Source organism: Acinetobacter sp. IK40, assembly GCF_035615075.1.
Lineage (GTDB): Bacteria > Pseudomonadota > Gammaproteobacteria > Pseudomonadales > Moraxellaceae > Acinetobacter > Acinetobacter courvalinii.
The window spans coordinates 14,380-40,426 of sequence record NZ_JANBOE010000012.1 but is presented as its reverse complement, the minus strand read 5'-3'; the positions used below and the strand labels follow the sequence as shown (position 1 = coordinate 40,426).

27 protein-coding genes are annotated in these 26,047 nt (G+C 42.7%); 19 read left to right on the top strand and 8 right to left on the bottom strand.

What is annotated here, in order from left to right:
• Position 1: 1 nt before the first annotated feature.
• On the top strand, positions 2–535 hold the full coding sequence (gene yjgA / locus MSG93_RS17860; RefSeq protein WP_005228754.1) for a ribosome biogenesis factor YjgA: 534 nt from the start codon (positions 2–4) through the stop codon (positions 533–535).
• A gap of 54 nt (positions 536–589) precedes the next feature.
• On the opposite strand, the gene MSG93_RS17855 is transcribed toward yjgA, so the two are convergent.
• Positions 590–2,233, bottom strand: coding sequence for an acyl-CoA synthetase (locus MSG93_RS17855; protein ID WP_324622818.1), 1,644 nt, complete (start codon positions 2,231–2,233; stop codon positions 590–592).
• 264 nt (positions 2,234–2,497) lie between these two features.
• Here MSG93_RS17855 and thrS point away from each other — a divergent pair, with 264 nt between their 5' ends.
• The 6 genes from thrS to MSG93_RS17825 all read left to right on the top strand — a co-directional run bounded on the left by thrS (position 2,498) and on the right by MSG93_RS17825 (position 7,692).
• On the top strand, positions 2,498–4,420 hold the full coding sequence (gene thrS / locus MSG93_RS17850) for a threonine--tRNA ligase (protein WP_324622817.1): 1,923 nt from the start codon (positions 2,498–2,500) through the stop codon (positions 4,418–4,420).
• A gap of 5 nt (positions 4,421–4,425) precedes the next feature.
• Positions 4,426–4,977, top strand: coding sequence for a translation initiation factor IF-3 (gene infC / locus MSG93_RS17845; RefSeq protein ID WP_079281829.1), 552 nt, complete (start codon positions 4,426–4,428; stop codon positions 4,975–4,977).
• Positions 4,978–5,134: 157 nt separating this feature from the next.
• Positions 5,135–5,470 (top strand): DUF7709 family protein, encoded by a 336-nt coding sequence (locus MSG93_RS17840; RefSeq protein ID WP_324622816.1) that lies wholly within the window; start codon positions 5,135–5,137, stop codon positions 5,468–5,470.
• A gap of 111 nt (positions 5,471–5,581) precedes the next feature.
• Complete coding sequence (locus MSG93_RS17835; protein ID WP_005228758.1) at positions 5,582–6,202, top strand: glutathione S-transferase N-terminal domain-containing protein; 621 nt, start codon at positions 5,582–5,584, stop codon at positions 6,200–6,202.
• Positions 6,203–6,348: 146 nt separating this feature from the next.
• The gene (locus MSG93_RS17830) at positions 6,349–7,203 is read left to right on the top strand and encodes an arylamine N-acetyltransferase family protein (RefSeq protein WP_324622815.1); all 855 of its coding nucleotides are present in this window, start codon (positions 6,349–6,351) and stop codon (positions 7,201–7,203) included.
• Positions 7,204–7,266: 63 nt separating this feature from the next.
• Positions 7,267–7,692, top strand: coding sequence for a YqaA family protein (locus tag MSG93_RS17825; RefSeq protein ID WP_032875885.1), 426 nt, complete (start codon positions 7,267–7,269; stop codon positions 7,690–7,692).
• 37 nt (positions 7,693–7,729) lie between these two features.
• Here MSG93_RS17825 and MSG93_RS17820 read toward each other — a convergent pair whose 3' ends face one another.
• Positions 7,730–8,980: an MFS transporter gene (locus tag MSG93_RS17820; protein ID WP_324622814.1), complete on the bottom strand. Its 1,251-nt coding sequence runs from the start codon at positions 8,978–8,980 to the stop codon at positions 7,730–7,732.
• A gap of 236 nt (positions 8,981–9,216) precedes the next feature.
• On the opposite strand from MSG93_RS17820, the gene rpmI reads away from it, so the two are divergent.
• Positions 9,217–9,411 (top strand): 50S ribosomal protein L35, encoded by a 195-nt coding sequence (rpmI, locus tag MSG93_RS17815; RefSeq protein WP_004637967.1) that lies wholly within the window; start codon positions 9,217–9,219, stop codon positions 9,409–9,411.
• A gap of 11 nt (positions 9,412–9,422) precedes the next feature.
• Positions 9,423–9,782 carry a 50S ribosomal protein L20 gene (gene rplT, locus MSG93_RS17810; RefSeq protein ID WP_004655655.1) on the top strand — a complete coding sequence of 120 codons (360 nt, stop codon included), beginning with the start codon at positions 9,423–9,425 and terminating at the stop codon, positions 9,780–9,782.
• A gap of 54 nt (positions 9,783–9,836) precedes the next feature.
• Here the strand turns inward: rplT and MSG93_RS17805 are convergent, their stop codons facing one another.
• Positions 9,837–10,964, bottom strand: coding sequence for a hypothetical protein (locus tag MSG93_RS17805; RefSeq protein ID WP_324622812.1), 1,128 nt, complete (start codon positions 10,962–10,964; stop codon positions 9,837–9,839).
• Positions 10,965–11,036: 72 nt separating this feature from the next.
• On the opposite strand from MSG93_RS17805, the gene MSG93_RS17800 reads away from it, so the two are divergent.
• Both MSG93_RS17800 and MSG93_RS17795 read left to right on the top strand, forming a co-directional pair.
• A complete protein-coding gene (locus tag MSG93_RS17800; protein ID WP_324622811.1) occupies positions 11,037–11,414 on the top strand; it encodes a hypothetical protein in 378 nt (125 codons plus the stop codon).
• 106 nt (positions 11,415–11,520) lie between these two features.
• Positions 11,521–11,718, top strand: a complete 198-nt coding sequence (locus MSG93_RS17795; RefSeq protein ID WP_005228775.1) for a hypothetical protein — start codon at positions 11,521–11,523, stop codon at positions 11,716–11,718.
• 51 nt (positions 11,719–11,769) lie between these two features.
• Here MSG93_RS17795 and MSG93_RS17790 read toward each other — a convergent pair whose 3' ends face one another.
• Entirely contained in the window at positions 11,770–12,774 is a 1,005-nt protein-coding gene (locus MSG93_RS17790; RefSeq protein WP_324622810.1) for a hypothetical protein, read from the bottom strand.
• 231 nt (positions 12,775–13,005) lie between these two features.
• Between MSG93_RS17790 and pheS the strand changes: the two genes are divergently transcribed.
• The 3 genes from pheS (at position 13,006) to MSG93_RS17775 (ending at position 16,735) form a co-directional block, all read left to right on the top strand.
• Positions 13,006–13,986 carry a phenylalanine--tRNA ligase subunit alpha gene (pheS, locus tag MSG93_RS17785; RefSeq protein ID WP_005283435.1) on the top strand — a complete coding sequence of 327 codons (981 nt, stop codon included), beginning with the start codon at positions 13,006–13,008 and terminating at the stop codon, positions 13,984–13,986.
• Positions 13,987–14,060: 74 nt separating this feature from the next.
• Complete coding sequence (gene pheT, locus MSG93_RS17780) at positions 14,061–16,442, top strand: phenylalanine--tRNA ligase subunit beta (RefSeq protein ID WP_324622809.1); 2,382 nt, start codon at positions 14,061–14,063, stop codon at positions 16,440–16,442.
• Positions 16,439–16,735: an integration host factor subunit alpha gene (locus MSG93_RS17775; RefSeq protein WP_000126166.1), complete on the top strand. Its 297-nt coding sequence runs from the start codon at positions 16,439–16,441 to the stop codon at positions 16,733–16,735. Before pheT ends, MSG93_RS17775 begins: the two co-directional genes overlap by 4 nt.
• Positions 16,736–16,837: 102 nt before the next feature.
• Here MSG93_RS17775 and MSG93_RS17770 read toward each other — a convergent pair whose 3' ends face one another.
• The 3 genes from MSG93_RS17770 to trxA all read right to left on the bottom strand — a co-directional run bounded on the left by MSG93_RS17770 (position 16,838) and on the right by trxA (position 19,401).
• Positions 16,838–17,089 carry a hypothetical protein gene (locus tag MSG93_RS17770; RefSeq protein ID WP_324622793.1) on the bottom strand — a complete coding sequence of 84 codons (252 nt, stop codon included), beginning with the start codon at positions 17,087–17,089 and terminating at the stop codon, positions 16,838–16,840.
• Between the two features lie 387 nt (positions 17,090–17,476).
• Positions 17,477–18,745, bottom strand: coding sequence for a transcription termination factor Rho (gene rho, locus MSG93_RS17765; RefSeq protein WP_004664227.1), 1,269 nt, complete (start codon positions 18,743–18,745; stop codon positions 17,477–17,479).
• Positions 18,746–19,074: 329 nt separating this feature from the next.
• Positions 19,075–19,401: a thioredoxin gene (trxA, locus tag MSG93_RS17760; RefSeq protein ID WP_004774726.1), complete on the bottom strand. Its 327-nt coding sequence runs from the start codon at positions 19,399–19,401 to the stop codon at positions 19,075–19,077.
• 273 nt (positions 19,402–19,674) lie between these two features.
• Between trxA and ppx the strand changes: the two genes are divergently transcribed.
• Genes ppx through MSG93_RS17735 form a run of 5 tightly spaced genes read left to right on the top strand, consistent with a single transcriptional unit; the run spans position 19,675 to position 24,799 of the window.
• Positions 19,675–21,195: an exopolyphosphatase gene (gene ppx, locus MSG93_RS17755; RefSeq protein WP_005228790.1), complete on the top strand. Its 1,521-nt coding sequence runs from the start codon at positions 19,675–19,677 to the stop codon at positions 21,193–21,195.
• 28 nt (positions 21,196–21,223) lie between these two features.
• A complete protein-coding gene (locus MSG93_RS17750) occupies positions 21,224–22,048 on the top strand; it encodes an acetyl-CoA carboxylase carboxyltransferase subunit alpha (RefSeq protein ID WP_005228791.1) in 825 nt (274 codons plus the stop codon).
• A 56-nt stretch (positions 22,049–22,104) separates the two neighbouring features.
• The gene (gene tilS / locus MSG93_RS17745; protein WP_420714328.1) at positions 22,105–23,358 is read left to right on the top strand and encodes a tRNA lysidine(34) synthetase TilS; all 1,254 of its coding nucleotides are present in this window, start codon (positions 22,105–22,107) and stop codon (positions 23,356–23,358) included.
• Positions 23,359–23,373: 15 nt separating this feature from the next.
• Positions 23,374–24,213, top strand: coding sequence for a pyrroline-5-carboxylate reductase (gene proC, locus MSG93_RS17740; protein WP_324622791.1), 840 nt, complete (start codon positions 23,374–23,376; stop codon positions 24,211–24,213).
• A 16-nt stretch (positions 24,214–24,229) separates the two neighbouring features.
• Positions 24,230–24,799 carry a YggT family protein gene (locus MSG93_RS17735; RefSeq protein WP_005228797.1) on the top strand — a complete coding sequence of 190 codons (570 nt, stop codon included), beginning with the start codon at positions 24,230–24,232 and terminating at the stop codon, positions 24,797–24,799.
• Between the two features lie 45 nt (positions 24,800–24,844).
• On the opposite strand, the gene MSG93_RS17730 is transcribed toward MSG93_RS17735, so the two are convergent.
• Positions 24,845–25,972: an acyltransferase gene (locus MSG93_RS17730; RefSeq protein WP_324622790.1), complete on the bottom strand. Its 1,128-nt coding sequence runs from the start codon at positions 25,970–25,972 to the stop codon at positions 24,845–24,847.
• Positions 25,973–26,047: the final 75 nt, after the last annotated feature.

Below are 26,047 nucleotides of genomic sequence, written 5' to 3'. Positions count from 1 at the left end.
AGTGGCACGTGGTCCCCAACGTTATACAGATGAAGATTTTGAGTCATTAGAAGGGCGTGCGAGTCGAACTGAGCAAAAAAAGGCAGTTCAGCGCATGGCCGCTTTGGGTGAGCAGTTGGCTCAACTGAATCCAAAGCAGATTCAAAAACTTCCTGTCGATGAGCGTTTAATTGATGCCTTGCTTGAAGTGCAGAAAATTAGCTCATTTGAAGCGCGTCGTCGTCAGTTCCAACGCGTTGGTAAGTTATTGCGTAATGAAGATGAGAGCACAATTTTATCTTATCTCACACCGCAACAAGGCGCTAAAAAACAAATGCAATTGATGCGTTGGGTTGATCGTATGATTGATCAGGGCGATCCCATCATTAATGAGTTTAGTAAAGTATTTAACGCTTCTGAACGCCATACTTTGCGTCAGCATGTATTACGTATTCATCGTGATATCAAGCAGCAGGTCAGTGAAGAAGAGCTTGAAGCCTCGAAACGTAAGTTCGTCAATTATGTTCAACAGGTCGCGCTGTTATCTGAACAGTAAGGTCTAAAATAAAAAAAGAAGTTTCCCCGGAAACTTCTTTTTTTATCTGCTGTATCAATTTCCGAATTCGCCATTGGCTCGTTGTTTTGCCCATTCCCTTAAAATAAATTTCTGCAATTTTCCGGTCGAAGTTTTTGGAATCTCGGCGATCACCACATCTTTTGGAACTTTAAAGCGGGCCAGTTGTTGCTGACAATGCGCAATAATTTCTTCAGGGGTTGCGGTTGCTCCCTGTTTGAGTTCAATAAAGGCACAAGGCACTTCCTGCCAGCGTTGATCCGGTTTTGCCACGACTGCAGCAGTCAATACAGCAGGGTGGCGGTAGAGTACATCTTCCACTTCGAGCGATGAAATATTCTCTCCGCCTGAAATGATAATATCTTTTGAGCGATCTGTGATCTTGGCATAACCGTCGGGATGACTTACTGCCAGATCTCCAGTATGAAACCAGCCACCTTTAAAGGCTTCCTGCGTGGCTTCGGGATTTTTTAAATAGCCTTTCATGACAATATTGCCACGGAACATGATTTCCCCCATGGTTTGTCCATCATTGGGAACCGGTTGCATGGTTTCTGGATCAAGTACCCGCATACTGTCCTGTAAGGGATAAGGTACACCTTGACGTGAATGCAGGTGTGCCTGTTCCTGAATGGATAAATCATTCCAGCCTGCCTGTGAGGCACATAAGGCCGAAGGACCATAGGTTTCAGTCAGACCATAAACGTGATTTACATTGATGCCGAGATGATGCATCCCTTCAATAATTGCCACGGGTGGAGCAGCGCCAGCCACCATGACTTCGACATGATGATCAAATGAGGTTCGCTGTTCTGAGGGAGCATTAATCAGCATGGACAGTACAATGGGTGCGCCACAGAAGTAATCGACTTTATATTGCGCAATATATTTAAAAATCAGGACAGGATCGACGCGACGCAGACAGATATTGGTCCCGCCACTGGCCGCAATAGACCAGGCAAAGCACCAGCCATTGCAATGGAACAGAGGAAGTGTCCACAAATAGACTGCACGCGGTTTCATGCCGCAGGCCAGAATGTTGCTGGCCGCATTCAGGTAAGCACCACGGTGATGATAGACCACGCCTTTAGGATTGCCAGTCGTACCAGAAGTGTAGTTGAGACTAATCGCATCCCATTCATCTTGCGGCAGTAACCATTCAAATTCAGGATTTCCTTGAGCAAGCCATGATTCATATTCATATTGTCCAATGGCAATCTGTTCACCTTCAAACTCGGAATCAAATACGTCAATCACCACGATCTCTTGCGGTACTAGTTTGAGTGCTTCTACTGCGACTTCACGAAATTCAGGATCAACCAGCAGTACCTTGGATTCAGCATGTTCCAACATAAAGGCAATGGTTTTGGCATCAAGGCGGGTATTTAAGGTATTGAGTACGGCACCCGCCATTGGCACGGCAAAATGTGCTTCGATCATGGCAGGAATATTGGGAAGCAACACGGACACAGTATCGTTTTTTTGAATTCCCAGTTTTGCCAGTTGATGGGCAAACTGGCGGCAGCGTTGATAGGTGTGTTGCCATGTGATTTGACGTTCGCCATGAATAATTGCAGCTTGCTGAGGGTAAATATAAGCTGCACGTTCTAAATAACGTAACGGGGACAGGGCTACAAAATTGGCAGCTGTTCGTGGTAATTCGTCGTATGCACTGACCATGTGTATTGCTCCATTTTATGTTGTTTTCATTATTGACTAAACTATTCTGTCGTCGAGTCTAAATCATTTAGGCTTTAGTCGGAGGGGAATCGTAAGAGATATCGGGTTTTTCTGGTCCAAAGGTTTCATCCACAGCTAAACCCGTGTAAAATCTTGGATACTTTTTTATCCGCCGTTTTTTATCTTTTGAGGCCTCGCCTCAATACATAATCTCGCGGTGATATGCTCCTTCGTATAGGGCATCACTCCTTAAGGATTTTTTATATGCCAATCATTACTTTACCAAATGGTGATCAGAAACAGTTTGATCAGCCAATTTCCGTGATGGAACTTGCTCAGAGCATTGGTCCGGGTCTTGCAAAAAATGCAGTTGCTGGCCGTATCAATGATCGCTTGGTGGATGCTTGTGATTTAATCACAGAAGATGCGACAGTTCAGATTATTACCCCGAAAGATGAAGAAGGTTTAGAAATCATTCGTCACTCTTGTGCGCATCTGGTCGGACATGCGGTTAAGCAGTTGTTCCCAGAAGCGAAAATGGTGATCGGTCCTGTGATCGAAGAAGGTTTCTACTACGACATCTGGATGCCACGTCCATTTACCCTGGATGATATGGCAGCAATCGAAGAGCGCATGAAAAAGCTCATCGATCAGGACTATGACGTTGTTAAAAAGATGACACCGCGTGAAGATGTGATTGCAGAATTCACAGCACGTGGCGAAGAATATAAGTTACGCTTGATTGCAGACATGCCGAATGAAACTCAAATGGGCTTGTACTACCATCAAGATTATTTAGATATGTGCCGTGGTCCACACGTACCGAATACTAAATTCTTAAAATCATTCAAGCTCACTAAAATCTCTGGTGCATACTGGCGTGGTGATGCGAAAAATGAACAATTACAACGTATTTACGGTACAGCCTGGGCTGACAAAAAACAGTTAGCGGCTTATATCAAACGTATTGAAGAAGCTGAAAAGCGTGATCATCGTAAAATTGGTAAAGCGCTAGATCTGTTCCATATGCAAGAAGAAGCACCAGGTATGGTGTTCTGGCATCCGAACGGCTGGACCATTTATCAAGTGCTTGAACAATACATGCGTAAAGTTCAGCAAGACAATGGTTATCAGGAAATCAAGACACCGCAAATCGTAGACTTTACGCTTTGGGAAAAGTCTGGTCATGCGGCAAACTATGCTGAAAACATGTTTACGACTCACTCGGAAAGTCGTAACTATGCAGTGAAGCCAATGAACTGCCCATGTCACGTACAGGTCTTTAACCAGGGGTTGAAATCTTACCGTGATTTACCAATCCGTTTAGCTGAGTTTGGTTCTTGTCACCGTAACGAGCCATCAGGTTCTTTGCACGGTATTATGCGTGTTCGTGGCTTTACCCAGGATGATGCACATATCTTCTGTACCAAAGAACAGATTGGTAAAGAAGTTGCAGATTTTATTAAGCTGACTTTAGACGTTTATAAAGACTTCGGTTTTGAAGACGTACAAATGAAGCTCTCTACACGTCCAGAAAAACGTGTGGGTGATGATGCACTTTGGGATCTGGCAGAAAAATCTTTGGCAGATGCGCTTGATGATGCTGGCTTGGCATGGGACTTGCAACCTGGTGAAGGTGCCTTCTATGGTCCGAAAATTGAATTTTCATTGAAAGACTGCTTAGGCCGTATCTGGCAGTGCGGTACTATTCAATGTGACTTCAACTTGCCGATCCGTTTAGATGCTTCTTATGTGACAGAAGATAATGAGCGTGACCAACCTGTGATGCTGCATCGTGCAATTCTTGGCAGTTTTGAGCGTTTTATTGGTATACTAATTGAACATTATGCGGGTTTCATGCCACCGTGGCTTACACCAATTCAAGCGTGTGTCATGAACATTACTGATTCACAAGCAGAAGCAAGTGAACAGGTGGTCGCAAAACTCAAAGAAAATGGCCTTCGTGCTATTTCCGACTTGAGAAATGAAAAAATCGGATTTAAGATTCGTGAGCGTACCCTAGAGCGTATTCCTTACCTTCTAGTTCTTGGTGACCGAGAAGTTGAAGAAGGTACAGTTAATGTGCGTACTCGCTCAGGAAAAAATTTAGGTACTATGTCAGTAGATGCATTTATTGACTTAGTGAAATCTGCCGTTGCCGAACGTGGCCGGTACATTGTGGAGTAATAAAGATTAAACAGCCTGACCGTAACCAACAACAAGGTGCTAAAAGTAACCGTCCTGCAATCAACGATGAGATCCGTGCGAAAGAAGTACGCCTCGTCGCTGCAGATGGGGAGCAAAAAGGTGTTGTTTCATTAAATGAAGCATTGCGTGCTGCAGAAGAAGCCAATCTTGACCTTGTTGAGATTGTTGCTAATGCAGAACCGCCTGTTTGTAAAATCATGGACTACAACAAGCACTTATTTGACTTGAAACAAAAGCAAAAAGATGCGAAGAAAAAACAGCATCAAGTGCAAGTGAAAGAAATCAAGTTACGTCCTGCGACGGATGTAGGTGATTATCAGGTAAAATTGCGTGCAATTTTACGTTTCCTTGAAGAAGGAAACAAAGTGAAAATTACCTTGCGTTTCCGTGGTCGTGAGATGGCACATCAACAGCTTGGTTTGGCTCAATTACAAAAAATTGAAGCTGACGTTGCTGAGTTTGGTGTTGTTGAACAAGCGCCGAAGATGGAAGGCCGTCAGATGGGCATGTTACTTGGTCCGAAAAAGAAAAAGTAATTTTTTCTTGATAAAAAAGCACCGCAACAGGCGGTGCTTTTTTATGTCTGAATCGGCAATGGTTTGTTAAAAATCTGCTTAGTCTCATTCCCCGGCGTAAAAACAGGATATGATAAGATTGCTTGATAATTACACGATATAAAAACTGGAAAAATTCATGTCTATAATTAAAGGTACTCAAGAACTCTCGGAAGTTAATCAAAAAGTGGTACAGGAGGGAGAGGTTCTGCCACAAGTGAAGCTGAAAGATGGTAGCCGTGTCCAGACAGGTACCGTGGCGACCATGCTACACAATATTAATCTTTATAATGCAGGTGTACGTGGGGCGATTGAAGAAGAGCTGTCCTTGGCGGTCCCAACGTTATTTAAGGTGGGTATGTTCGATCTGTTTTCGGTAGAGGAGTGGATTAATGGCACAAATGCGGGGCGAAAATTTGTTGGTGAAAGGGCTCGGGAATTCCAGCAAAAACAAAACGAATTGTCTGATCGTTAGCTTTAAAACATGGCACGATTGTTTCTTTTCGTGCTTATGTGCTGATCAAGATAAGCCAAGTGTGCTATAACGCAACAACAGTCAAGATAACGATCAAACAGGACAACATAAATGATTGACTTATACTACTGGGGTACGCCCAATGGACATAAAATAACAATTGCCTTAGAAGAAATGCAGCTGGAATATCAAATTTTTCCCATCAATATTCTTGAAAACGACCAGTTTCAACCTGATTTTCTGAGAATCTCTCCAAATAATAAAATCCCTGCAATTGTTGATCAAAATGGTCCACGTGGCGAACCGATTTCCGTATTTGAGTCGGGCGCGATCTTGCAGTATTTAGGTAGAAAAACTGGATTATTTTATCCAACGGATGAGCAGGAGCGGGTTGAAGTTGAACAATGGTTGATGTGGCAAATGGGTGGCTTTGGGCCAATGCTGGGACAGAATCATCATTTCAATAAGTTTGCGGCTGAAAAGATTCCCTATGCGATTGACCGGTATGTAAATGAAACCAAACGTCTTTACAATGTCTTAAACAAGCAGTTGATTGGACAGAAGTTCGTGGCAGGCGAATATTCCATTGCAGATATGGCGATCTTGCCTTGGGCATTACGTTATGAATGGCAGGGCATTCAACTTGAAGATTATCCGTATGTAAAAGATTATATTGAACGCTTAACCGCTCGCCCTGCGATACAGAAAGCCTTGTCGATCAAGGTGGGGTGAGAACTGAACAGCTTTTTATGCCTAAGGATTGTCTGTTTTGAGAATCCTTGGGAAACCGGATTTATGTCATATAAGAATGATGATGTCTAGTTTATGTCTGAATTAGACTAAGCCTTCTCTTTGGTAAATTTAAAAAATATATAAAAATGACGACTTCAACAATATCTGCCCAGTATCTAGAAAAACTTGGTTTTGAAGGTGATTTTTCACCCACTTTGCTTCATTTAAAAACCTTATTAAGTCTGCATGTGCAGAAAATTCCTTTTGCTAATTTTTCTTCTTTTTTAGGGGGAGAGGTTTCTTTGGAATCTGATCAACTTGTTCAGAAATTATTGAGAAATAATCAAGGGGGGTATTGTCTAGAGCATAGCACCTTAACCAGAATTGCGTTAACCGAACTGGGATATGAGGCTTATAACGTACTGGGACGGGTCTATTATCAAGGTGCACCTACTCGTACGCCAGTACGGACTCATTTGGTCACACTAGTTCATATTGATCAGCACTTGTTCTTATATGATCCCGGGTTTGGCGGTATGACACCAACGACGGTTTTAACACTTGACCAAACCGGTGAGACACAGCAGACACCATTAGAGCCTTTTAGATTTGTTAAAGTTGCCCAGAGTGGTTTGGATACGACTGTACTGACAGAAATGAAATATATGCTGCAAGTCTGTATTCATGATCAATGGGTCAATGTCTATGCAATTAACCCCGAACAGCAGATTGCACATGCTGATGCACAGGTCGCAAACTACTACATTTCGACCTCACCAGAATCCTTATTTACTCAGCACTTAATGTTATCGACTGCCAATAGCGAAATGCGGATCACGTTAAAAGATCGGGTCTTAAGAACGCATGGCAAAGGCGGCTCTAATAAAAAACAGTTAAGCAATTTTGATGAATTTGAACGCACCATTACGACCATTTTTCAAATGAATATCAGTGATGAGCAATTACAGGCTAGTTGGGAAAAACTGGCACTAACTCAATAATTTCAGCTTATAGTGTTGTAGGCTGCTATGCTTTGATTGATATTGAGTGATCCCTTTAAATTAATGTCTTATTTTTTATTATTTCTCTCGGCTTTTGGTGCAGCGACTTTATTGCCCTTACAGTCTGAAGCGGTACTAATGACCTTGTTGGTACAAGGTTTATCCAATCCGTTTTATCTAATTTTGGTTGCGACCATTGGTAATGTATTGGGTTCCTGTGTGAACTGGTGGCTTGGTCTGAAAATCGAACACTTTAAAGATAAAAAGTGGTTTCCTGTTTCTGAGCAGCGCTTACAACAAGCCCAGCAGATTTATCACAAATATGGTTTCTATTCGCTGTTGCTGAGTTGGACACCTGTGATTGGAGATCCGATTACCCTGATTGCAGGCTTGATGAAAGAGAACTTTTGGCGATTCTTCGTGATTGTCACAATCGCCAAAGGTGGGCGTTATTTAACCTTATATGCTCTATATCTTGGCATCTTTTAAAAATAAGGAAGAAGGCAAATGCTTCCTCTCAGTTCTATTAATCTGAACCTTTGGTAATATCGACCTTGAATAAGTCACTGGTTTTAAACCAGCAATAACTCACCACGGCAAGGGTCATACAACCGCCAAAAATGGTGGCGGTGATGGTACCGAGATATTTGGCTGCCAGACCGGATTCAAATGCGCCCAGTTCATTGCTTGAAGAAACAAACATCCCATTTACAGCAGCGACACGACCTCGCATATTTTCAGGGGGGAAGATTTGCAGCACGGTTTGACGAACCACAACCGAAATACTGTCACAGGCACCGGTCATGGCGAGGGCAAAGAGTGACAGCCACATATTGTTCGAGAAGGCGAACAGAATAGTGAAAATACCAAAACCTGCCACAGCTAACAGCATATTACGCCAGGCGTGGTGCATTGGCGGAAACTTGGTCAGCACGATCATGGTGATCAGCGCACCGATAGAAGGAGCCGCACGTAAGTAGCCTAAGCCTTCGGGGCCAACTTTTAAAATTTCTTCCGCAAAAATCGGCAGTAGGGCAATCACGCCGCCAAACAGTACCGAGACTAAATCGAGTGAAATGGCCCATAAAACAATCTTGGTTTTCCAGATAAAACGGAAACCATCGGTCAGGCTTTGCAGCACATTCTCGGTTTCCATTTTCGGAAAAGTTCGATTCGCTAGACAGTTAATTAAAATGAAGCAAACAGCCAATAATGCAGATACCGCAAACAGACTGGTTTCACGACCTAAAAAAGCCAGCATAAACCCACCGAGCATGGGGCCAATAATCACCCCGCTTTGCCAGCCAATCGTGGTCCAGGTTGCGCCATTGGCATACAGTTCACGTGGAATCAGAAAAGGCTTGAGTGACGTTGCGGAGGGATTGTAAAAGCCGCGAATGGTACCCAAGGCGAAAATGACGGCATAAATGCCCCAGGACAGTGGGGTGATGCCAATTTTTTCTAAACCATGTAAATGGAACAATGCCCAAAGTACTAACGGCAGGGGAATAGAAAAGAACAAACAGACTTTCATGATGCTCTGTTTATTCAGCTTATCTGCAAAATAACCGCCCCATAACGATAAGGTAATGAAGGGGATTGCCTCTGCCAGACCAATAAAGCCGAGCGTAAGCGGATCACGGGTAATCTGATACAGTGAATAGGCAACGATGATTTCCTGAATCAGGATAGCCAGTGTCAAGCAGAACTGATTAACAGTCACGATAGAGAAATCCCGATACCGCAAGGCGGCGAAAGCATCATTCTGTATATTCATATGGATGGGTATTTAAGAATTTGACTCTATTATAGGCGCTGATTTTGTGTATGTTTCTCATAATTTGAGAATTAATTATGGAAAATAACGTTTGCGGAAAACATCTCTATTTCTATCAAAAAATGAGCATTTTACTTTTGTTTTAGCGGCAGATGCTATATCATACTGCCTTCCTTACCTGCAGGTCGATTTGCAATCGTGCAAACGTGCCGAACAGGTGCCCAAAAGAGGTTACTATGGCTAAGTTAAAAACTCGCCGTGGTGCAGCTAAACGCTTTAAAGCGACTGCAAACGGTTTCAAGCGCAAACAAGCATTCAAGCGCCACATTTTGACCAAAAAATCTGCTAAGCGTATCCGTCAATTGCGCGGTTGTGTAATGGTTCACGTAAGTGACGTTGCATCAGTTCGTGCTATGTGCCCATACATCTAAGGAGATTATAAATGGCTCGTGTAAAACGTGGTGTAGTGGCTCATCGTCGTCACAAAAAAATTCTTGCTCGCGCTAAAGGTTACTATGGTGCTCGTTCACGCGTTTATCGCGTAGCGTTCCAGGCGGTAATCAAAGCTGGTCAATACGCATACCGTGACCGCCGTCAAAAGAAACGTCAATTCCGTGCTTTATGGATTGCGCGTATCAATGCTGGTGCTCGTCAAAACGGTTTGTCTTACAGCCGTATGATCGATGGTTTGAAAAAAGCTCAAGTGATCATCGACCGTCGCGTATTAGCTGACATCGCTATGCATGATGCAATCGCATTTGCTGCTTTAGCTGAAAAAGCTAAAGGCGCATTAGCTGCATAAGCTTAGAGATTCAAAAGAAGGCCGCTTTTAGCGGTCTTTTTTATGCTTTATTCTTTACTTTCTGGACCATATCATTAGAAAAATAATCACACCAAAGGTAATCACTATGAATTTGGCGAATTCATAATGGTTAACCAACCAGAACACCCCGTAGAGTAGCCCAATGACAACCGCTAAAAAGAAGATAAGATAAAGTGTCGAGGCTGTAATAGATGTTGGTTTTTCTTCTATAGAGCTATCACTTTTCAGTTCATTATTTGTTTCACTATTAATTTGGGGGGGATGTTGCAGTGCGTGTGGTGGAATATAGGAAAAATCTTCATTGACATGTGCTTTCTCATAGCTATTTGCACTATGTGAAACTAAGCTGATGAATGCATTGTTTAAATCCTCTTGGAAAAGATCTATTTTTATAGAATTTTGATCAATAAAATCAGCATGAAATGATCTTGAAGCTAGCGCCATTGCCACTTCAGTTCCAATTTGGTCTTGTAAGTCACCGAGTTTATTTATCCAAGAAAATGCCAGATTGAATTCAGGACTAGGCTCATCAAGAAGAGGATAATCGCTTATTTCATTTTTTAAAAATAAGTTATTGGTTAATAGTAGGCTTTTATCTTGTTTAAAATTAAATGGGCTATCTAAAAATCTACTTTGAAAATCCTCGTGTAAGTTTTTCCAATTCAGAATTTTGTTAAATGTATCAATAATCTGGAGTTGTTTTTGATCTAATCTGATGAGCGTAAACAATAAATATTTATTATAGCTTTGAGAGGATGCAAAACCATGAAATTCACGAGGATCTGTAGACGTCGAGAACTTCTTTACTTTTTCTGCATGTACTTTAACTAAAGCAAAATTTTGATCTCTTCCCAAGAAGACGGCTACAGGATAATTGCTTGTATCAAAAACAAATTGTTTAAAATGCTGGGTAAACTCAGGAAAGAGTAGGTCTGAGGGAATGAGCTGGCAACGCTGAATTTGTTGATCTCTGAGATCGGCAATTAAGTGTGAAATGGAATCATAGAGTAATTCATTGGTTTCTAAATCACGTACCAGAAATAGATCATGAGTTATATCGCACCATTTATGTTCGATCTTATATTCAGCAATTTTATGGTCAAAATAGCGCTGAGCATTATGTTGTAAACCTAATATAAACTTCCAGTAATTCTCGGTCATGGTTTTATAAATACTATTATTGATGAGAAGTTAAGTTGATAATCATAGCTGAAATTATCTAGGGATTAAAACGTGCGCAGACAATATCACTTTAGACAAGTGGGTCAAGATACTTATATCTGGGATGTACATCATCTGGTTGAGCTCACCAAAACTTTTGTGATCAAGAAAGTTACACTTGCTGATATTCGAGAACTCAACGAAGCTTATTGGTTTCCAGATCAATTTCCGACGACACAGCAAATCATAGAACATTTTCAATTGATGCAAGACGCCGATCTGAGTTATCCCATTATTTTATGTGCGGAAGGTCGGGTTATGGATGGCATGCATCGTGTTGCCAAAGCAAGTTTATTGGGACATGGCGATATTCTTGCGGTGCAGTTTGAACACACGCCTGAACCCGATTTTATCAATGTGGATGAAGAGGAGCTAGATTATGGTGATTAAATCAATCTTTTGATTTAATTCAAGATTACATAACCCAAACATGTTGCAATAGACTTTTCTCCCTGAATCTTTTTACAGTAAAGAAAACAAGATCGGGATAAAAAGTATGCGAGTGAGTGTAGAAGGCTTAGAACAAGGCGCGATTGAAACAGAATTAAGTATCTTGCCTAGAAAAGGCGAAACTATCCGGATCTTCTATGGTCCTGATGCGGAAGTAGAGGGCGAAATTGAAAATATCCATCACATTGTCAATCAGCATGATGGCGGGCATAAAGTTGTTATCAAAATCAGGCCAACTTTTTAAATTGATAAAAACCTAGTTCAAGTGATCTAGGTTTTTTTATTTAGTCTATCGCTATAAGCCGAAATAATACGCACACACGCAGATGATAATGGTGATTAGAATTAATTTGATCACACCTGAAGCACCAACTTTGTGATGTTGCTGGGTATTGTTAAGTCGTTGTGGAATTTCCATGGTGCGGTCAATGATTTCGGGCTCTTCCGCTGTCAATTGAGCACTTTGATAATGATTGGCGGTTTTCACAATCAATTTGGCAAATAGGTCATCCGCTTTTTGCAAAAAGTTGCGCACATTAATTTGCTCTTCGGGGCTAAGCAATTCGCCAGCCGCAGTGTAAGGATGCTTCTTTTGCTGTTCCAAATGCTCTACCAATGCCTGGGTACGATGTAATAAGCGGTGTGCACAGTCAGCTGGATAGTCGGTCGGGATCAAGGCAAGTTGCTGACTTGATAGCTCATCTGGATCGACTGCATAACCGTAGAAAGGAAAGTCCTGCTGTTCAGGTTCTATAAAGTTGTCCGCATATTTGCTGTCAAATAATTCTCTTTCCAGAAAAATAGCAACTTCATTCCAGTTGACTTTTTTGAGATCTGCATCGATTTTTTTGGCGAACTTATCATTTAACTCGTAACGCCAAAGATCTTCTTGACGTAGCGTTGATTGCTGAGAGACGGGCGTTTGAAATTCACTGTCGCTATTGTCCCACTCTGCCAGTTCATGTCCACAGATCCAGGCCGTTTTTTTGTTGGCTTGATGGCTTACGATAAAATGTGCGAAGGGAAGCAGTTCAACATTGGCATTCGGATTTTGTTCATCATTGAGCAGGCTAGATAAATGTAGACTCAGCTTTTTTACGCCTTGTTTTTTTAAGCCTTCAAGCCAGATCTGGAAATGTTGAGCCAGTAGATGCTGTGACAGTAAATCTCTGAAGATCAGACGATTCTGAGCAAAAACCGGATGTTCAATCCAGCGACTGAAATTGAGATTTCCTGCAAGGTATTCATTGCCATAGGTGACAAGGGCAAGTTGCTGTTTCCAGATTTGATCAAGCGCCATCGTTATTCTTTCTCATTGACGATATCGGTATCTTATCCATTTTATTTTAATTATTGATCATTTTTTTCAAAAATTAATCAACCTGCTTCATTCTCCTGTGCTTTTATCCTCAACTTGCTGCACAAAAAACCAGAAGATTTAAAGCTGGGTTTTGCTTCATAAAAGGGGTAAAAAGCTGATAAACTATAGCGTTTTCTTATATTTCTATATTTTGTTGCTTTGAGAGTTACTATGTCACTGGAAGCCCTGACCACTGAAGCGCTTGCTGCCATTGCAGCGGCTCAAGACCTTGCTGCACTCGACCAAGTACGTGTGCAATTTACAGGGAAAAAAAGCCAGCTTGCAGAGCAGTCGAAAGCACTTGGAAAGATGGATCCTGAAGAACGAAAAGTACAAGGTGCTGCCATCCATGCTGTTCGTGAAGCAATCAATAGCGCTTTGACCGAGCGTCAACAGTCATTACAACAAGCGGAACTTGCAAAGAAACTGGCAAGTGAAACCATTGATATTACCTTGCCAGGCCGCGGTCAGCGCATGGGCAGTATTCATCCTGTTACTCAGGTTCAGGAGCGTATTTGCCAGTTCTTTACCAAAGCCGGTTTCCAGGTTGCGCATGGTCCTGAGGTTGAAGATGACTATCACAACTTCGAAGCCTTAAATATTCCTGGGCATCACCCGGCACGTGCCATGCACGATACCTTCTATTTCGACGCAACACATTTATTGCGTACCCATACATCGGGTGTTCAAATCCGTACCATGGAAACCAGTCAGCCACCGATTCGTATTGTGTGTCCAGGCCGTGTTTACCGTTGTGACTCGGATCAAACCCATTCGCCGATGTTCCATCAGATCGAAGGTTTATATGTTGCAGAGAACACCAGCTTTGCCGAGTTAAAAGGGTTATTGATTAACTTACTCAATGAATTCTTTGAAAAAGATTTGAAAGTACGTTTCCGTCCGTCTTATTTCCCATTCACAGAGCCAAGTGCCGAAGTGGATATTATGGATGAGCGTGGTCGTTGGTTAGAGGTTTTAGGTTGTGGCATGGTACATCCAAATGTACTCCGTGCTGCAGGCATTGATCCTGATAAATACAAAGGTTTTGCCTTTGGTTTAGGGGTGGAGCGTTTTGCAATGTTGCGTTATGGCATCAATGATTTGCGTATGTTCTATCAAAATGATGTGCGTTTCTTACGCCAGTTTGCCTAGACAGATTTGGACCTCTCCCTAACCTCTCCTAAACGGAGAGGGGAACAAAAGTAGATTTATAGGTTTTTAATAAAATGAAAATTAGTGAAAATTGGTTACGCAGCTGGGTCAATCCAGCAATTGATAGCGATACATTGTCTGATCAGTTAACCATGCTTGGTCTGGAAGTGGATGATTTGGCGCCTGTAGCGAAACCCTTTACCGGTGTGATTGTAGGTGAAGTTCTCACGGTTGAACAGCATCCAGATGCGGATCGTTTACGTGTGACCACGGTGAATATTGGTTCAGGTGAGCCATTACAAATCGTTTGTGGTGCACCGAATGTCCGCGTGGGCATGAAAGCGCCTGTTGCCACTGTTGGGGCGGTTTTGCCCGGTGATTTTAAAATTAAAAAAGGCAAACTGCGTGGTGTTGAATCACATGGCATGTTATGCGGTGCTTCTGAAATTGATTTAGAAGACAAGATTGACGGTTTATTGGAATTACCTGCTGATGCGCCAGTGGGGATCAATATCCGTGAATATTTAAAACTTGATGACAATGTGATTGATATCAGTATTACCCCAAACCGTGGTGACTGTTTTAGTATCCGTGGTATTGCACGTGAAATTGCAGTGATCAATCAGTTAAAGATGAATGAGCCTGAAATTCAGACAGTTGCTGCAACCATCACTGATGAAAAAGCAGTGACGATCACGACTGAAGGTACGCCACGTTATTTGGGTCGTATTGTTAAAAATGTCAATGTCAAAGCTGCAACACCAGACTGGATGGAACAAGCATTAGCACGTTCAGGTATCCGTACGCATAGCATTCTGGTGGATATTACTAACTACGTATTACTTGAGTTAGGTCAACCGATGCATGCTTTTGATTTGGCGAAAATCGAAGGTTCAATCCAGGTTCGTCAAGCGCAGCCTAAAGAAAAGTTGATGTTGCTTAATGATCAGGAAGTTGAGCTGCAAGATGACATCATGGTGATTGCTGATGATGAGAAAGCTTTGGCCATTGCCGGTATCATGGGCGGTCTGGACTCATCTGTAACCGATGATACGCAAGATATCTTCCTTGAAAGCGCTTTCTTTGCGCCGTTAGCGATTGCTGGCCGTGCACGTCGCTTTGGCTTGCATACCGATTCATCTCAACGTTATGAACGTGGGGTAGATTTTGAACTGCCAATGATTGCCATGCACCGTGCTTCTGAATTGATTCAGGCATTTGCTGGTGGTGAGTTTGGCCCTATCACGATTGCTGAGCAAGCGGCTTTATTACCAAAACGTGAAGCAATTGTATTGCAACAGGCGCAAGTCGATCAGTTACTTGGATATCAAGTGGCAGGTGATTTTATTGTTGATGCATTAACGCGTCTGGGCTGTGTGGTGACGGCAATTGCTGAAGGTGAGTGGAGTGCGGTCCCACCTTCACATCGTTATGATATGGCAATTTATCAAGACTTGATTGAAGAAGTAGTACGTATCCACGGTTATGACAATATCCAAATCAGTTTGCCAAAAATTGATGTCAAATTGGAGAAATATCAAGACCGTTTTGAAATTGTGCAATTACGTCAAACGATTGCAACATTGGGCTATCAAGAAGCGATCAGCTTTAGCTTTGCCGATGCAAAACTGGAAAAGCAGCTGAATCCAGCGGTACATCCATTGATGCTGGCAAACCCGATTTCAAGTGATCTGGCTGCAATGCGCAGTACCTTGCTATCGAGCCTGATTCCTTGTGTACAGTACAACCTAAACCGTCAACAGCCACGTGTACGTTTCTTTGAGTTGGGTTTGCGTTTTGACTATCAGAATGCCCAAAGTATTCATGATCTTAAACAGATCCCGACGTTGGCCTTGATTGCGGTTGGTCCACGTACGCCTGAATCCTGGCACGCCAAACCTCAGGCCATGGATTTCTTTGACTTTAAAGGTGAGGTTGAAGAGATTCTGGCAGCAGGCCGTATTGCTGTTGAGTTTGCTCGTAGTGAGCGTGCATGGTTACATCCGGGGCAGTCTGCGGAAATTTTAGTCGCTGGTCAATCGATTGGATATCTCGGTCGTTTGCATCCATCACTGGAAACTGAACTCGATTTGGGCACAACTTGGGTGGCAGAACTGGATCAGCAGGCTGTTTTGCAATCTTATGTATCTAATTTTACAGAATTATCACGTTTTCCATCGGTTAGACGTGATATTGCGCTTTTAATCTCTGATAATATTGAGGTAAGAGATATTCAGCGGTTAATTGAGCAAACTGGTGGAGAGTTACTCGACTCGACATGGTTGTTCGATGTGTATACGGGGCAAGGAGTTGAACAAGGCAAACGCTCTCTCGCTTTTGCAGTGTTATGGCAACATCCAACTCGTACGCTTGAAGATGCTGAAATTAAATCTGGTATGGATAACATTATTCAAGTGTTGGAAGACACTTACCAAGCGACATTGAGGGCCTCATGACAGCATTAACAAAAGCAGATATGGCGGACCATTTAAGTGAGCTTACTAGCTTAAATCGCCGCGAAGCAAAACAAATGGTCGAGTTATTTTTTGACGAAATCAGCCAGGCATTGATTGCGGGTGAGCAGGTCAAACTTTCTGGGTTCGGTAATTTTGAGTTGCGTGACAAACGTGAACGTCCAGGACGTAATCCTAAGACTGGTGAAGAGATTCCGATCTCTGCCCGTCGCGTGGTAACGTTCCGAGCGGGTCAAAAATTCAGACAGCGTGTTGGAAATGAGCAGATCGATTGATCTGCTTTTTTTATCTTTGTATTTTGTTTGAGCTTTAAAATATTTAGGCATAAAAAAAGAGAACCGATAGGTTCTCTTTTTCGATAATCTAAAAAAACTAGATTATTTAGCAGCAGAAGCAGGAGCAGCTGGAGCAGAAGCAGGAGCAGCTTCAGAAGCAGCAGCAACTGGAGCAGCAGCAGCGGCAGCAGTAGTTGCAGCAGAAGCAGCAGTAGTTGCTTCAGAAGCAGCAGCTACAGCTTCAGAAGCAGCAGCGTTAGCGTCAGCAGCTGGAGCTTCTTCTTTCTTAGAGCAACCAACGAAAGCTAAAGTAGTAGCAATAGCAGCAACAACAGCGAATTTTTTGAATAACATGGCATCACTCTCATAAAATTGTGAGATTAAAAAAAACCTTAAGTTAGTCTGTTTGTGCTTTTATTATTCCTAAACGCTTTAGGTAACAACGCAGGGAGCAGCCTAACTGGTCTGAGGCTATCCTATCAAAGCAATTCATGAATTACTACTGTTCTGTCCAACAAAACGACAAAAATGGGCAAAATTTGGCTGTTTTTTGATAGAAAATAACTATGAACTATAAATTTTAAATCGGTAAGTTACGGAAATTAAATAAGTTATTTTATAAATATATAAATAAATCAATAGAATAGTGTTTTTGGTAACTTTTTTAAAAAAATGTAAACGTTATGTAAGTTTGTCAACCAAATAAAAAAAGCTACCATTGAGGTAGCTTTTTATTCGACTTTAGGTCGAGGCTTTTCTTTTCATCTGATCGAAGAAATCATCATTGGTTTTGGTTTCTTTCATACGATCCAGTAAGAATTCCATGGCCGCAAGCTCATCCATTGGGTGAAGGAGTTTACGCAGGATCCAGACTTTACGCAGATTTTCTTCGCTCATGAGGCGTTCTTCACGGCGAGTACCTGATTTCTTGATGTTCATTGCTGGGAATACACGTTTCTCTGCAATACGACGATCAAGCGTGATTTCCTGGTTACCTGTACCTTTGAATTCTTCGTAGATCACGTCATCCATCTTACTGCCGGTTTCAATCAACGCAGTTGAGATAATGGTAAGTGAACCACCTTCTTCAATATTACGTGCCGCACCAAAGAAACGTTTTGGACGTTCTAAAGCATGCGCATCCACACCACCGGTTAATACCTTACCTGATGATGGAATCACGGTGTTGTAGGCACGGGCAAGACGGGTAATCGAATCGAGCAGAATCACCACATCTTTCTTGTGCTCAACCAGACGCTTGGCCTTTTCAATCACCATTTCGGCAACTTGCACATGGCGGGCAGGGGCTTCATCGAAGGTTGATGCCACAACTTCACCACGAACGGTACGTTCCATCTCGGTCACTTCTTCCGGACGTTCGTCAATCAGAAGCACGATCAAGAACACTTCCGGATTGTTACGGACAATGGATTGCGCGATATTTTGCAATAACATTGTTTTACCCGCTTTCGGCGGTGCCACAATGATTGAACGTTGACCTTTACCAATAGGAGCAACCAGATCGACTACACGTGCAGTTAAGTCTTCAGTTGTACCATTCCCGAGTTCCATAATCAGTTGTTCGGTCGGGAAAAGTGGGGTTAAGTTTTCAAATAAAATTTTATTACGTGAGTTTTCAGGGGTGTCGTAGTTAATCTGGTTAACTTTTAATAGGGCAAAATAACGTTCACCTTCTTTCGGTGGACGAATTGTACCGGTAATGGTGTCACCCGTACGTAAGTTAAAGCGACGGATCTGTGATGGACTGACATAGATGTCATCTGGTCCAGCTAAATATGAACCAGCCGCAGAGCGTAGGAAGCCAAAACCATCAGAAAGAATTTCGAGAACACCATCACCAAAGATTTCTTCGCCATTCATGGCATGGCGCTTTAAAATGGCAAAAATAATATCTTGTTTACGGTTACGTGCCATGCCTTCAAGGCCCATAAACTCCGCAATCTTAATGAGTTCGCCAATGGGTTTTTTCTTGAGTTCAGTTAAGTTCATAAGTGGTCAGACAGAATGGAATAAGTGGAGGACTACGTTAGGGAAAGAATAAAAATCGACCGCATACATACATGCTGATGTAATTGTATTTACACAACCACAATTCAGTAGTCTGGTTCATTGTTTCAGAGAGAAATGTGAAAACAATTGTTTATTGCCGAGCGGCGATCTTATGTTTTGTGTCTTGTAAGAAGCGCAATGAAGTAGATTCCATTCAAAGCTTCTTGATCCAGAAATATAGATGAAATCAGGGGATTTGTCAATTTTTAACTGGAAATACACGATTCAACTGAGCGTGTATTTCCAGTACTGACAATTCAACAGTCTTATTAGATGTTTTGGTCAATAAATGCTGCAAGTTTTGAACGTGGTGCTGCGCCAACCTGTTGAGCAACAACTTCACCATCTTTAAACATCAATAATGCTGGAATATTACGGATATTATATTTCACCGCAGTGTCTTCGCATGAAGTTACATCAACTTTAACGATTTTCACTTTACCCGCGTATTCGTTTGAAAGTTCTTCAAGGACAGGGGCAATTGCTTTACATGGTGCACACCAGCCAGCCCAGAAATCTACAAGTACAGGCGTTTCAGCATCTAAAACATCTGCTTGGAAGTTTTCATCAGTAGTATTAACAATAGTCGCAGACATAAGGTTGCTCCAAATTTAAGAAATAAAGTGCGAATTTAAACATCATCACGATGAATATTACATTGCCGCTTTATTCAATGTAAGGGTTTGTTCCGATTATTCAAGTTTGAAAATGAAAAGTCTAATGGATGCTCACGATGTTGATCATCGACTTCTACAATGATTTAGGCATGAAAAGCATAAATAGCTCACTTTTATTGATGAAAATGACTTTAAAATTGTAAGCATGTGAATTACTCTAATGCGTGAATTGAGCATGGGTTTATATGAATAATGTCTGATTTTCTGATTGATGAAGAATTACTTGCTGCGATTGATATGGGATCGAACAGTTTCCATCTAGCGATTGCTCGTGTTGATCATGGCGAGGTTAAAAAAGTCGCTTCAATGTCAGAAAAAGTTCAGTTAGCCGCCGGACTGGATGAAAACAAGAATTTAACAGAAGCAGCACAACAGCGCGGACTGGCATGTCTAGCCCGTTTTGTCGGACGTTTGAGTTCGGTACAACCGAATCGTTTAAGAATTGTGGCGACCAATGCCTTGAGACAGGCAAAGAATGGTCATGAGTTTATTCAGAAAGCAGCTGAAATTTTACCCAAACCCATTGAAATCATTGCCGGTCGTGAAGAAGCACGCCTGATTTATCTGGGTGTTTCGCATACCATGGCCAATGGCGGTCGCCGTCTGGTGGTGGATATTGGTGGTGGATCAACAGAATTTATTATCGGCGAAGAGTTTGAGCCACTGCATACCGAATCTTTACAGATGGGATGTGTGGCCTATAGCAAAACCTATTTCGCTGACGGCGAGATTACCAACAAGGCATTTGACAAGGCGGTTGTTGCGGCGCGTAAAGAGATGTCAGGCATTGCCAATACCTACAAATCTGTCGGTTGGGATACGGTTGTTGGTTCAAGTGGAACGATCAAGGCCTGTCGTCAGATTGCAGTCAATCTTGGGCTGAGCGACGAACAGGAAAACCTGACCCGTGATGGCCTGTATAAGTTAAAAGACCGGTTACTGAAATTTAAACATATCTCTGAAATTGATTTTGAAGGTCTGCGTGAAGATCGTCGAGCAGTTTTGCCAGCTGGTCTTGCAATTTTATTCGCCATTTTTGAAGTTTTAGATATCGATAAATTGGCATATTCTGACGGTGCGTTACGTGAAGGGGTCATGTATGACTTACTTGGACGTTTCAAACATGAAGACATTCGTGACCGTAGTGTGCAAGCCTTGATGGGGCGTTACAATGCCGATCCGAAGCAGGCTGAGCGTGTCGTTAATACGGCTCAGCAATTGTTTGATGGCGTAGCACAAGCGCTGAATTTAACTACAGAAGACAGTGACTTACTGCGTCGTGCCGCTTATTTGCATGAAATTGGTCTGGCGATTAGTCATGGCGGTTATCATCGGCATGGTGCTTATTTATTGCAGCATTCCGACATCCCGGGTTTCTCGCAAATTGATCAAAACCATTTGTCTCATCTGGTTTCACATCATCGTCGCAAGTTGCGTGCGGATGCAAAAAATGACGTTTTAAAGGTCGGTGGCAGTCATTTACTTGATCTCTGTTTATTACTGCGTCTGGCGGTTTTGCTAAACCATAGTCGCAGTGATCAGATGCTTCCTGCCATTGAACTCAGTGTTGTAAATGATCAACAATGGCAACTAAGCGTATCTGGCGATGCTAAACAATGGCCTTTATTGGTTGCTGACCTGCATGATGAACAAGTGCAGTTTAAGCATTGGGACATTGAGTTAAATATTCAGTCAGACAAATTTGTTGATTAACCATATTATTATGGACCATTCTTGACTTATGAAAAATAAAGCGACTCAGTCCAAGGCTTGGGCTACGGTTCAAATTGCACGACATCCTGAACGTCCGCAATTTCTAGATTATGTCAGTGAAATCTTTACTGAATTTGATGCACTTCATGGTGACCGTTTATTTGGTGATGACGGTGCCATGATTGGTGGTCTGGCACGTTTTGACGGACAGCCCGTGATGGTGGTGGGTCAACATCGTGGTCGCAGTACCCGTGAAAAGTTACAACACAACTTCGGTATGTGTAACCCGGAAGGGTATCGTAAATCACAGCGTTTACTGGATATGGCTGAGCGTTTCAATTTACCTGTCTTTACTTTTGTGGATACCATGGGTGCTTATCCGGGTGTTGGGGCAGAAGAACGTGGTCAGGCTGAAGCGATTGCAACCAGCTTGGCGCAACTTTCAAGCTTAAAAGTTCCTGTCATTGCCACTGTACTAGGTGAAGGCGGTTCAGGTGGTGCCTTGGGTATTGGTGTGGCTGATCGTGTGATTATGCTGTCGCACAGTATCTATTCCGTCATTTCCCCTGAAGGTTGTGCCTCTATTTTGTGGAAAACTGCTGACAAAGCGGCGCAAGCAAGTGAGGCACTGGCTTTAACCGCAGACAAGCTCAAAGCTTTGGGTATTGTGGAATATGTGGTGGATGAAGGTGAGGGTGCACATTTGCAACCTGAAAAAGTCATGCATGATTTGAAAGATGTGTTAAAACAGGCACTAGATGAATTGCAACCGATGGATGCCCAGGAACGATGCGACGCACGTTATCAACGTTTAATGAAGTTTGGCAGCAGCAATTTAGGCATCGCGTCTTAGCACAAACACAGCATTTTTCTGAACAAACCCGATTCCTGATCGGGTGTAGCGGCGGCATGGATTCCATGCTGTTGCTGTCTCTGATGGCTGAAATATTTCCAGATCGAATTCGCGCCATTTATGTCGATCACCAGCTGCAAAGGTTAAGTGCTGGCTGGGGAATGTTCGTCCAACAACAAGCTGAAGCACTTAATATTCCCTCTATTCTGCAAAAAGTCACGGTTGAAACAGGCAATCTCGAGCAGCAAGCGCGACAGGCCCGTTATCAAGCTTATCAGCAGCACTTACAGTCTAATGAAATTCTTGTTTTAGCACACCATCAGCAAGATCAGGCTGAAACGCTGTTATTGCGTCTATTTTCTGGGGCGGGAGTCACTGGACTCGCTGCCATGCAACAGCTTGATATCCGTCAGGATATGACCATCTGGCGACCCTTTTTAGATTTGAGTCGGGAACAGATTGAGCAATGGTCACAACAACTGGCCTTGGACTATGTCACCGATCCCACCAATCACGATACCTATTATGATCGGGCATGGTGTCGGGAACAATTATGGCCGATGCTCGAACAGCGTTTCCCTAAAATGCAGTCGGCTGTGGCACGCAGCAGTTATCTGATGCAAGATGCAGCGGAAATCCTCAATGATGTGTTGCAACAAGACTGGCAAGATTGCGCAACAGATCATGAACTGGATTTATCCCAACTGGCTCAGCTCTCAACTGCGCGGCAACGGCAGCTTTTATCTGTCTGGATTAAAGGCACAGATCAATATCGTCCAAGTTACGCTATGGTACAGCGCCTGCAAAATGAGGTGATTCTGGCCAAAGCAGATGCGCAGGCAAGCTTGCATATTCACCCGCATTATTATGTGCGCTATCAGAAAAAATTATATCGTTTAAGCCATGATGAGCTGTATGCACAACAGCAGATGTCGGTTGCCAATGTCGTACTACAACACTATGCAATTGGGCAAACTGTCGAGGTCGCGGCAGGGCAATTTAAAATCGAATCGCAGGCAATAGGGCTTTCTGCACAACTGTTAGGGCGGGAGTTGAGCTTACTTAAACGTCAGGGTGGAGAAAAAATCCATCTTTATGGCCGCGTTGGACATTGGCCTCTGAAAAAAGCCATTCAGGAAGCACAGATTTTGCCTTGGTTACGTCATACAATTCAAATATTAGTCGTGGATAATGTTATGCTTGGGGTTTTTAGCCCAAAAGGTTTTTGGTTGGCGCAATCTGAGTATGTAGAGCAAGGTGGTTGGCAACCAAGTTTAATTTCTGACTGTACTTTTCAGCAGTCTTTTTGATATGACGAGTAGGACATGGCGACAGCATTGAATAAAAATATTTGTTTTATTGGCGGCGGTAATATGGCCCAAGCCTTGATTGGTGGCTTACTTTCTCGTGGATTACCGACCACACGCATTACCGTTTCTGATCCTGTAGAGCAAATTCGTCACGTATTAGAAGAAAAAGGAATTCAGACTACGACTGAGAATGTTGGCGCAATCAAGCATGCCGATGTCGTGGTGTTGGCGGTAAAGCCGCAAGTACTGGCAACGGTATTACAACCATTAAAGGGCCTATTGTCAGATAAACTGGTAATCTCGATTATTGCAGGGGCTGAAATTCAGACCATTTCAGATTTGATTGGTGGCAGTCAGCGTATTGTCCGTGTTATGCCGAATACGCCAGCGCTGGTGCAGACGGGTGCCCATGGGATTTATGCACCTGCAGCAGTTGATGCCCAAGACCGTGAATTGACCAGTCAGATTCTTGCAGCGACAGGTTTGACCCTCTGGGTAGAAAATGAAGCACAGATTGATGCAGTAACTGCAGTATCGGGTTCTGGTCCTGCATATTTCTTCTATTTGATGGAAAGTATGATTCGCGCTGGTAAAAATCTGGGACTGGATGAAAAGGTTGCAACTGCATTAACCTTGCAAACCGCATTAGGTGCGGCACAAATGGCAATTACCAGTTCAAATTCTCCCGCAGAATTACGTAAAAATGTGACCTCTCCCAACGGCACAACCCAAGCAGCTTTAGAGGTGTTTGACCGTGCCCAGATTTCACAAAATATTCAAGCAGCGCTTGCAGCAGCTCAGAAGCGTAGCCAAGAGCTTGCGCAAGAGCTGAGTGACAAGACTAAATCGGTTTAAGTAGGATAAGACAATTATGGGTGCAAGTTCTGCGCTAATTTTTGGTGTTTTGATCAATGTTGCAATTTTATTGGTCTTTTTCCGTTTTTTAATGCAATTGGCGGCAGTGAGTCCATACAATCCGGTGGTACTTTCGACAGTGAAAGCAACCAAGATTGTAGATATTTTTAGTCGTATTTTTCCAACAGTAGGTAAAGGTCGTGTCAATTTAGCGGCAGTAGCGTTGTTGCTGGTACTGTATTTACTGAAGATGTTCGGCCTGATGTATTTATCAGGGCAGATGCCACACAGTGCTGTGTATCTGGTGGTGACCACCTTTGTGACCATGATTCAGGACCTGATCCGTTTCTGTCGTTATTTGATTTTTGCCACCATTATTTTAAGTTGGGTGGTGATGTTTACCCAGTCACGCTCGCCATATATCGAAGTGATTCAGGAGCTGGCTGAGCCTTTACTTGCACCTTTCCGTCGTATCATGCCGAATATGGGGATGATTGACCTTTCTCCAATTCTGGCATTTCTGGCACTGTATGTGGCTGAGATCCTGATGAATGAAGCGGCTAAAGTCCTGTTAACGGGCCTTTAAGTAGGTTTGATTCAATAAAAAAAATGGGCGTCATGCCCATTTTTTTTATTTCTTGATCAAGCGTTGTCGTATGGCCCGGTTTAAGGGATTGGAAAAGTAGCGTGCAATCAAGGCACCTAATCCAATGGCGAGGATAAGATAGACTAATAATAACACCAGTTTAATATTACCCTCGGTCAGTGCTGGTGTATAAAACAGTTTGAAAAAACCTAAAATAATCAGATGGAATAAATAAATTTCATAACTGTTCTTACCAATCTCTTGCAGCCACTTCAAGCGCTGAACCTGTATAACCTGCTCATTTGCGACATTCGCAAGAATGATGATTGCAGTTGCCAGTGCAAATAGACTGATTCCCCAAACACAGTTTTGTTTAATCGGGGCAGAAAAATAGATGATAAACATGGTCACAATCGCCATATATTTCAGGCCTGACCAAGTGCGGGCTTGTAGTTTCAGTTGTGGTGCCAGCAGCGCAGCCACACAACCAAAAGCAATCCCGTCGAAACTAGAGAAGTAATGATAGAGGTACGCGCCACCTTCTTCACCATAGTGCAAAGATCTAAAATAGGGTGCAAATAGAATTAAGGCGAAACACACCAATAGAAAGTAGGGTTTTCTCTTAAATAGTAGCGCGGTCAGCGGAAACAGCAAATAAAAGACTTCTTCCACAGATAATGACCATAACACGCCAAGCGCATAGTTGACCCAGCCATTTTCGATAATCAGCAGATTCATCCAGAAGGTCAGTGCTGCCAGATTGACGGTGGATTGAGCCACCACGATGCCATTTGGGGCTTGCGTCATAAAAGGCTTGAGCTCAAATGCACCGAGAAGATTGACCACACAAATCAGCAGAATCAGGGTCGGCATGATGCGTGCAAATCGTGATATATAAAAGTCCCGGGTATTGATCTGCTGCAATGCTCCCCAACGCTTGATGGTATGGGAGGTAATGAGATAGCCCGAGATCACGAAAAACATGGTGACGCCGTAGTTACCATTGCGGGCTAAAAGCGTGGTGATGTTTTCGCCAAAAACCTGGAAGTTAATGGAAGTATCAAATAGTTTGTAAGGAATATTGAAGTGATGCAGTAACACCAGAAAGATTGAAATACAGCGTAATGAATCAATAGAGTGAAAACGCTTGAATTGGACTTGATTAAAGGACATGTTGCATTCCTTTCTCCTATACGAATTAATTGTTATCGGCTATTCTTTATTATTGTGTTCTTGTAGCGCAGGGGA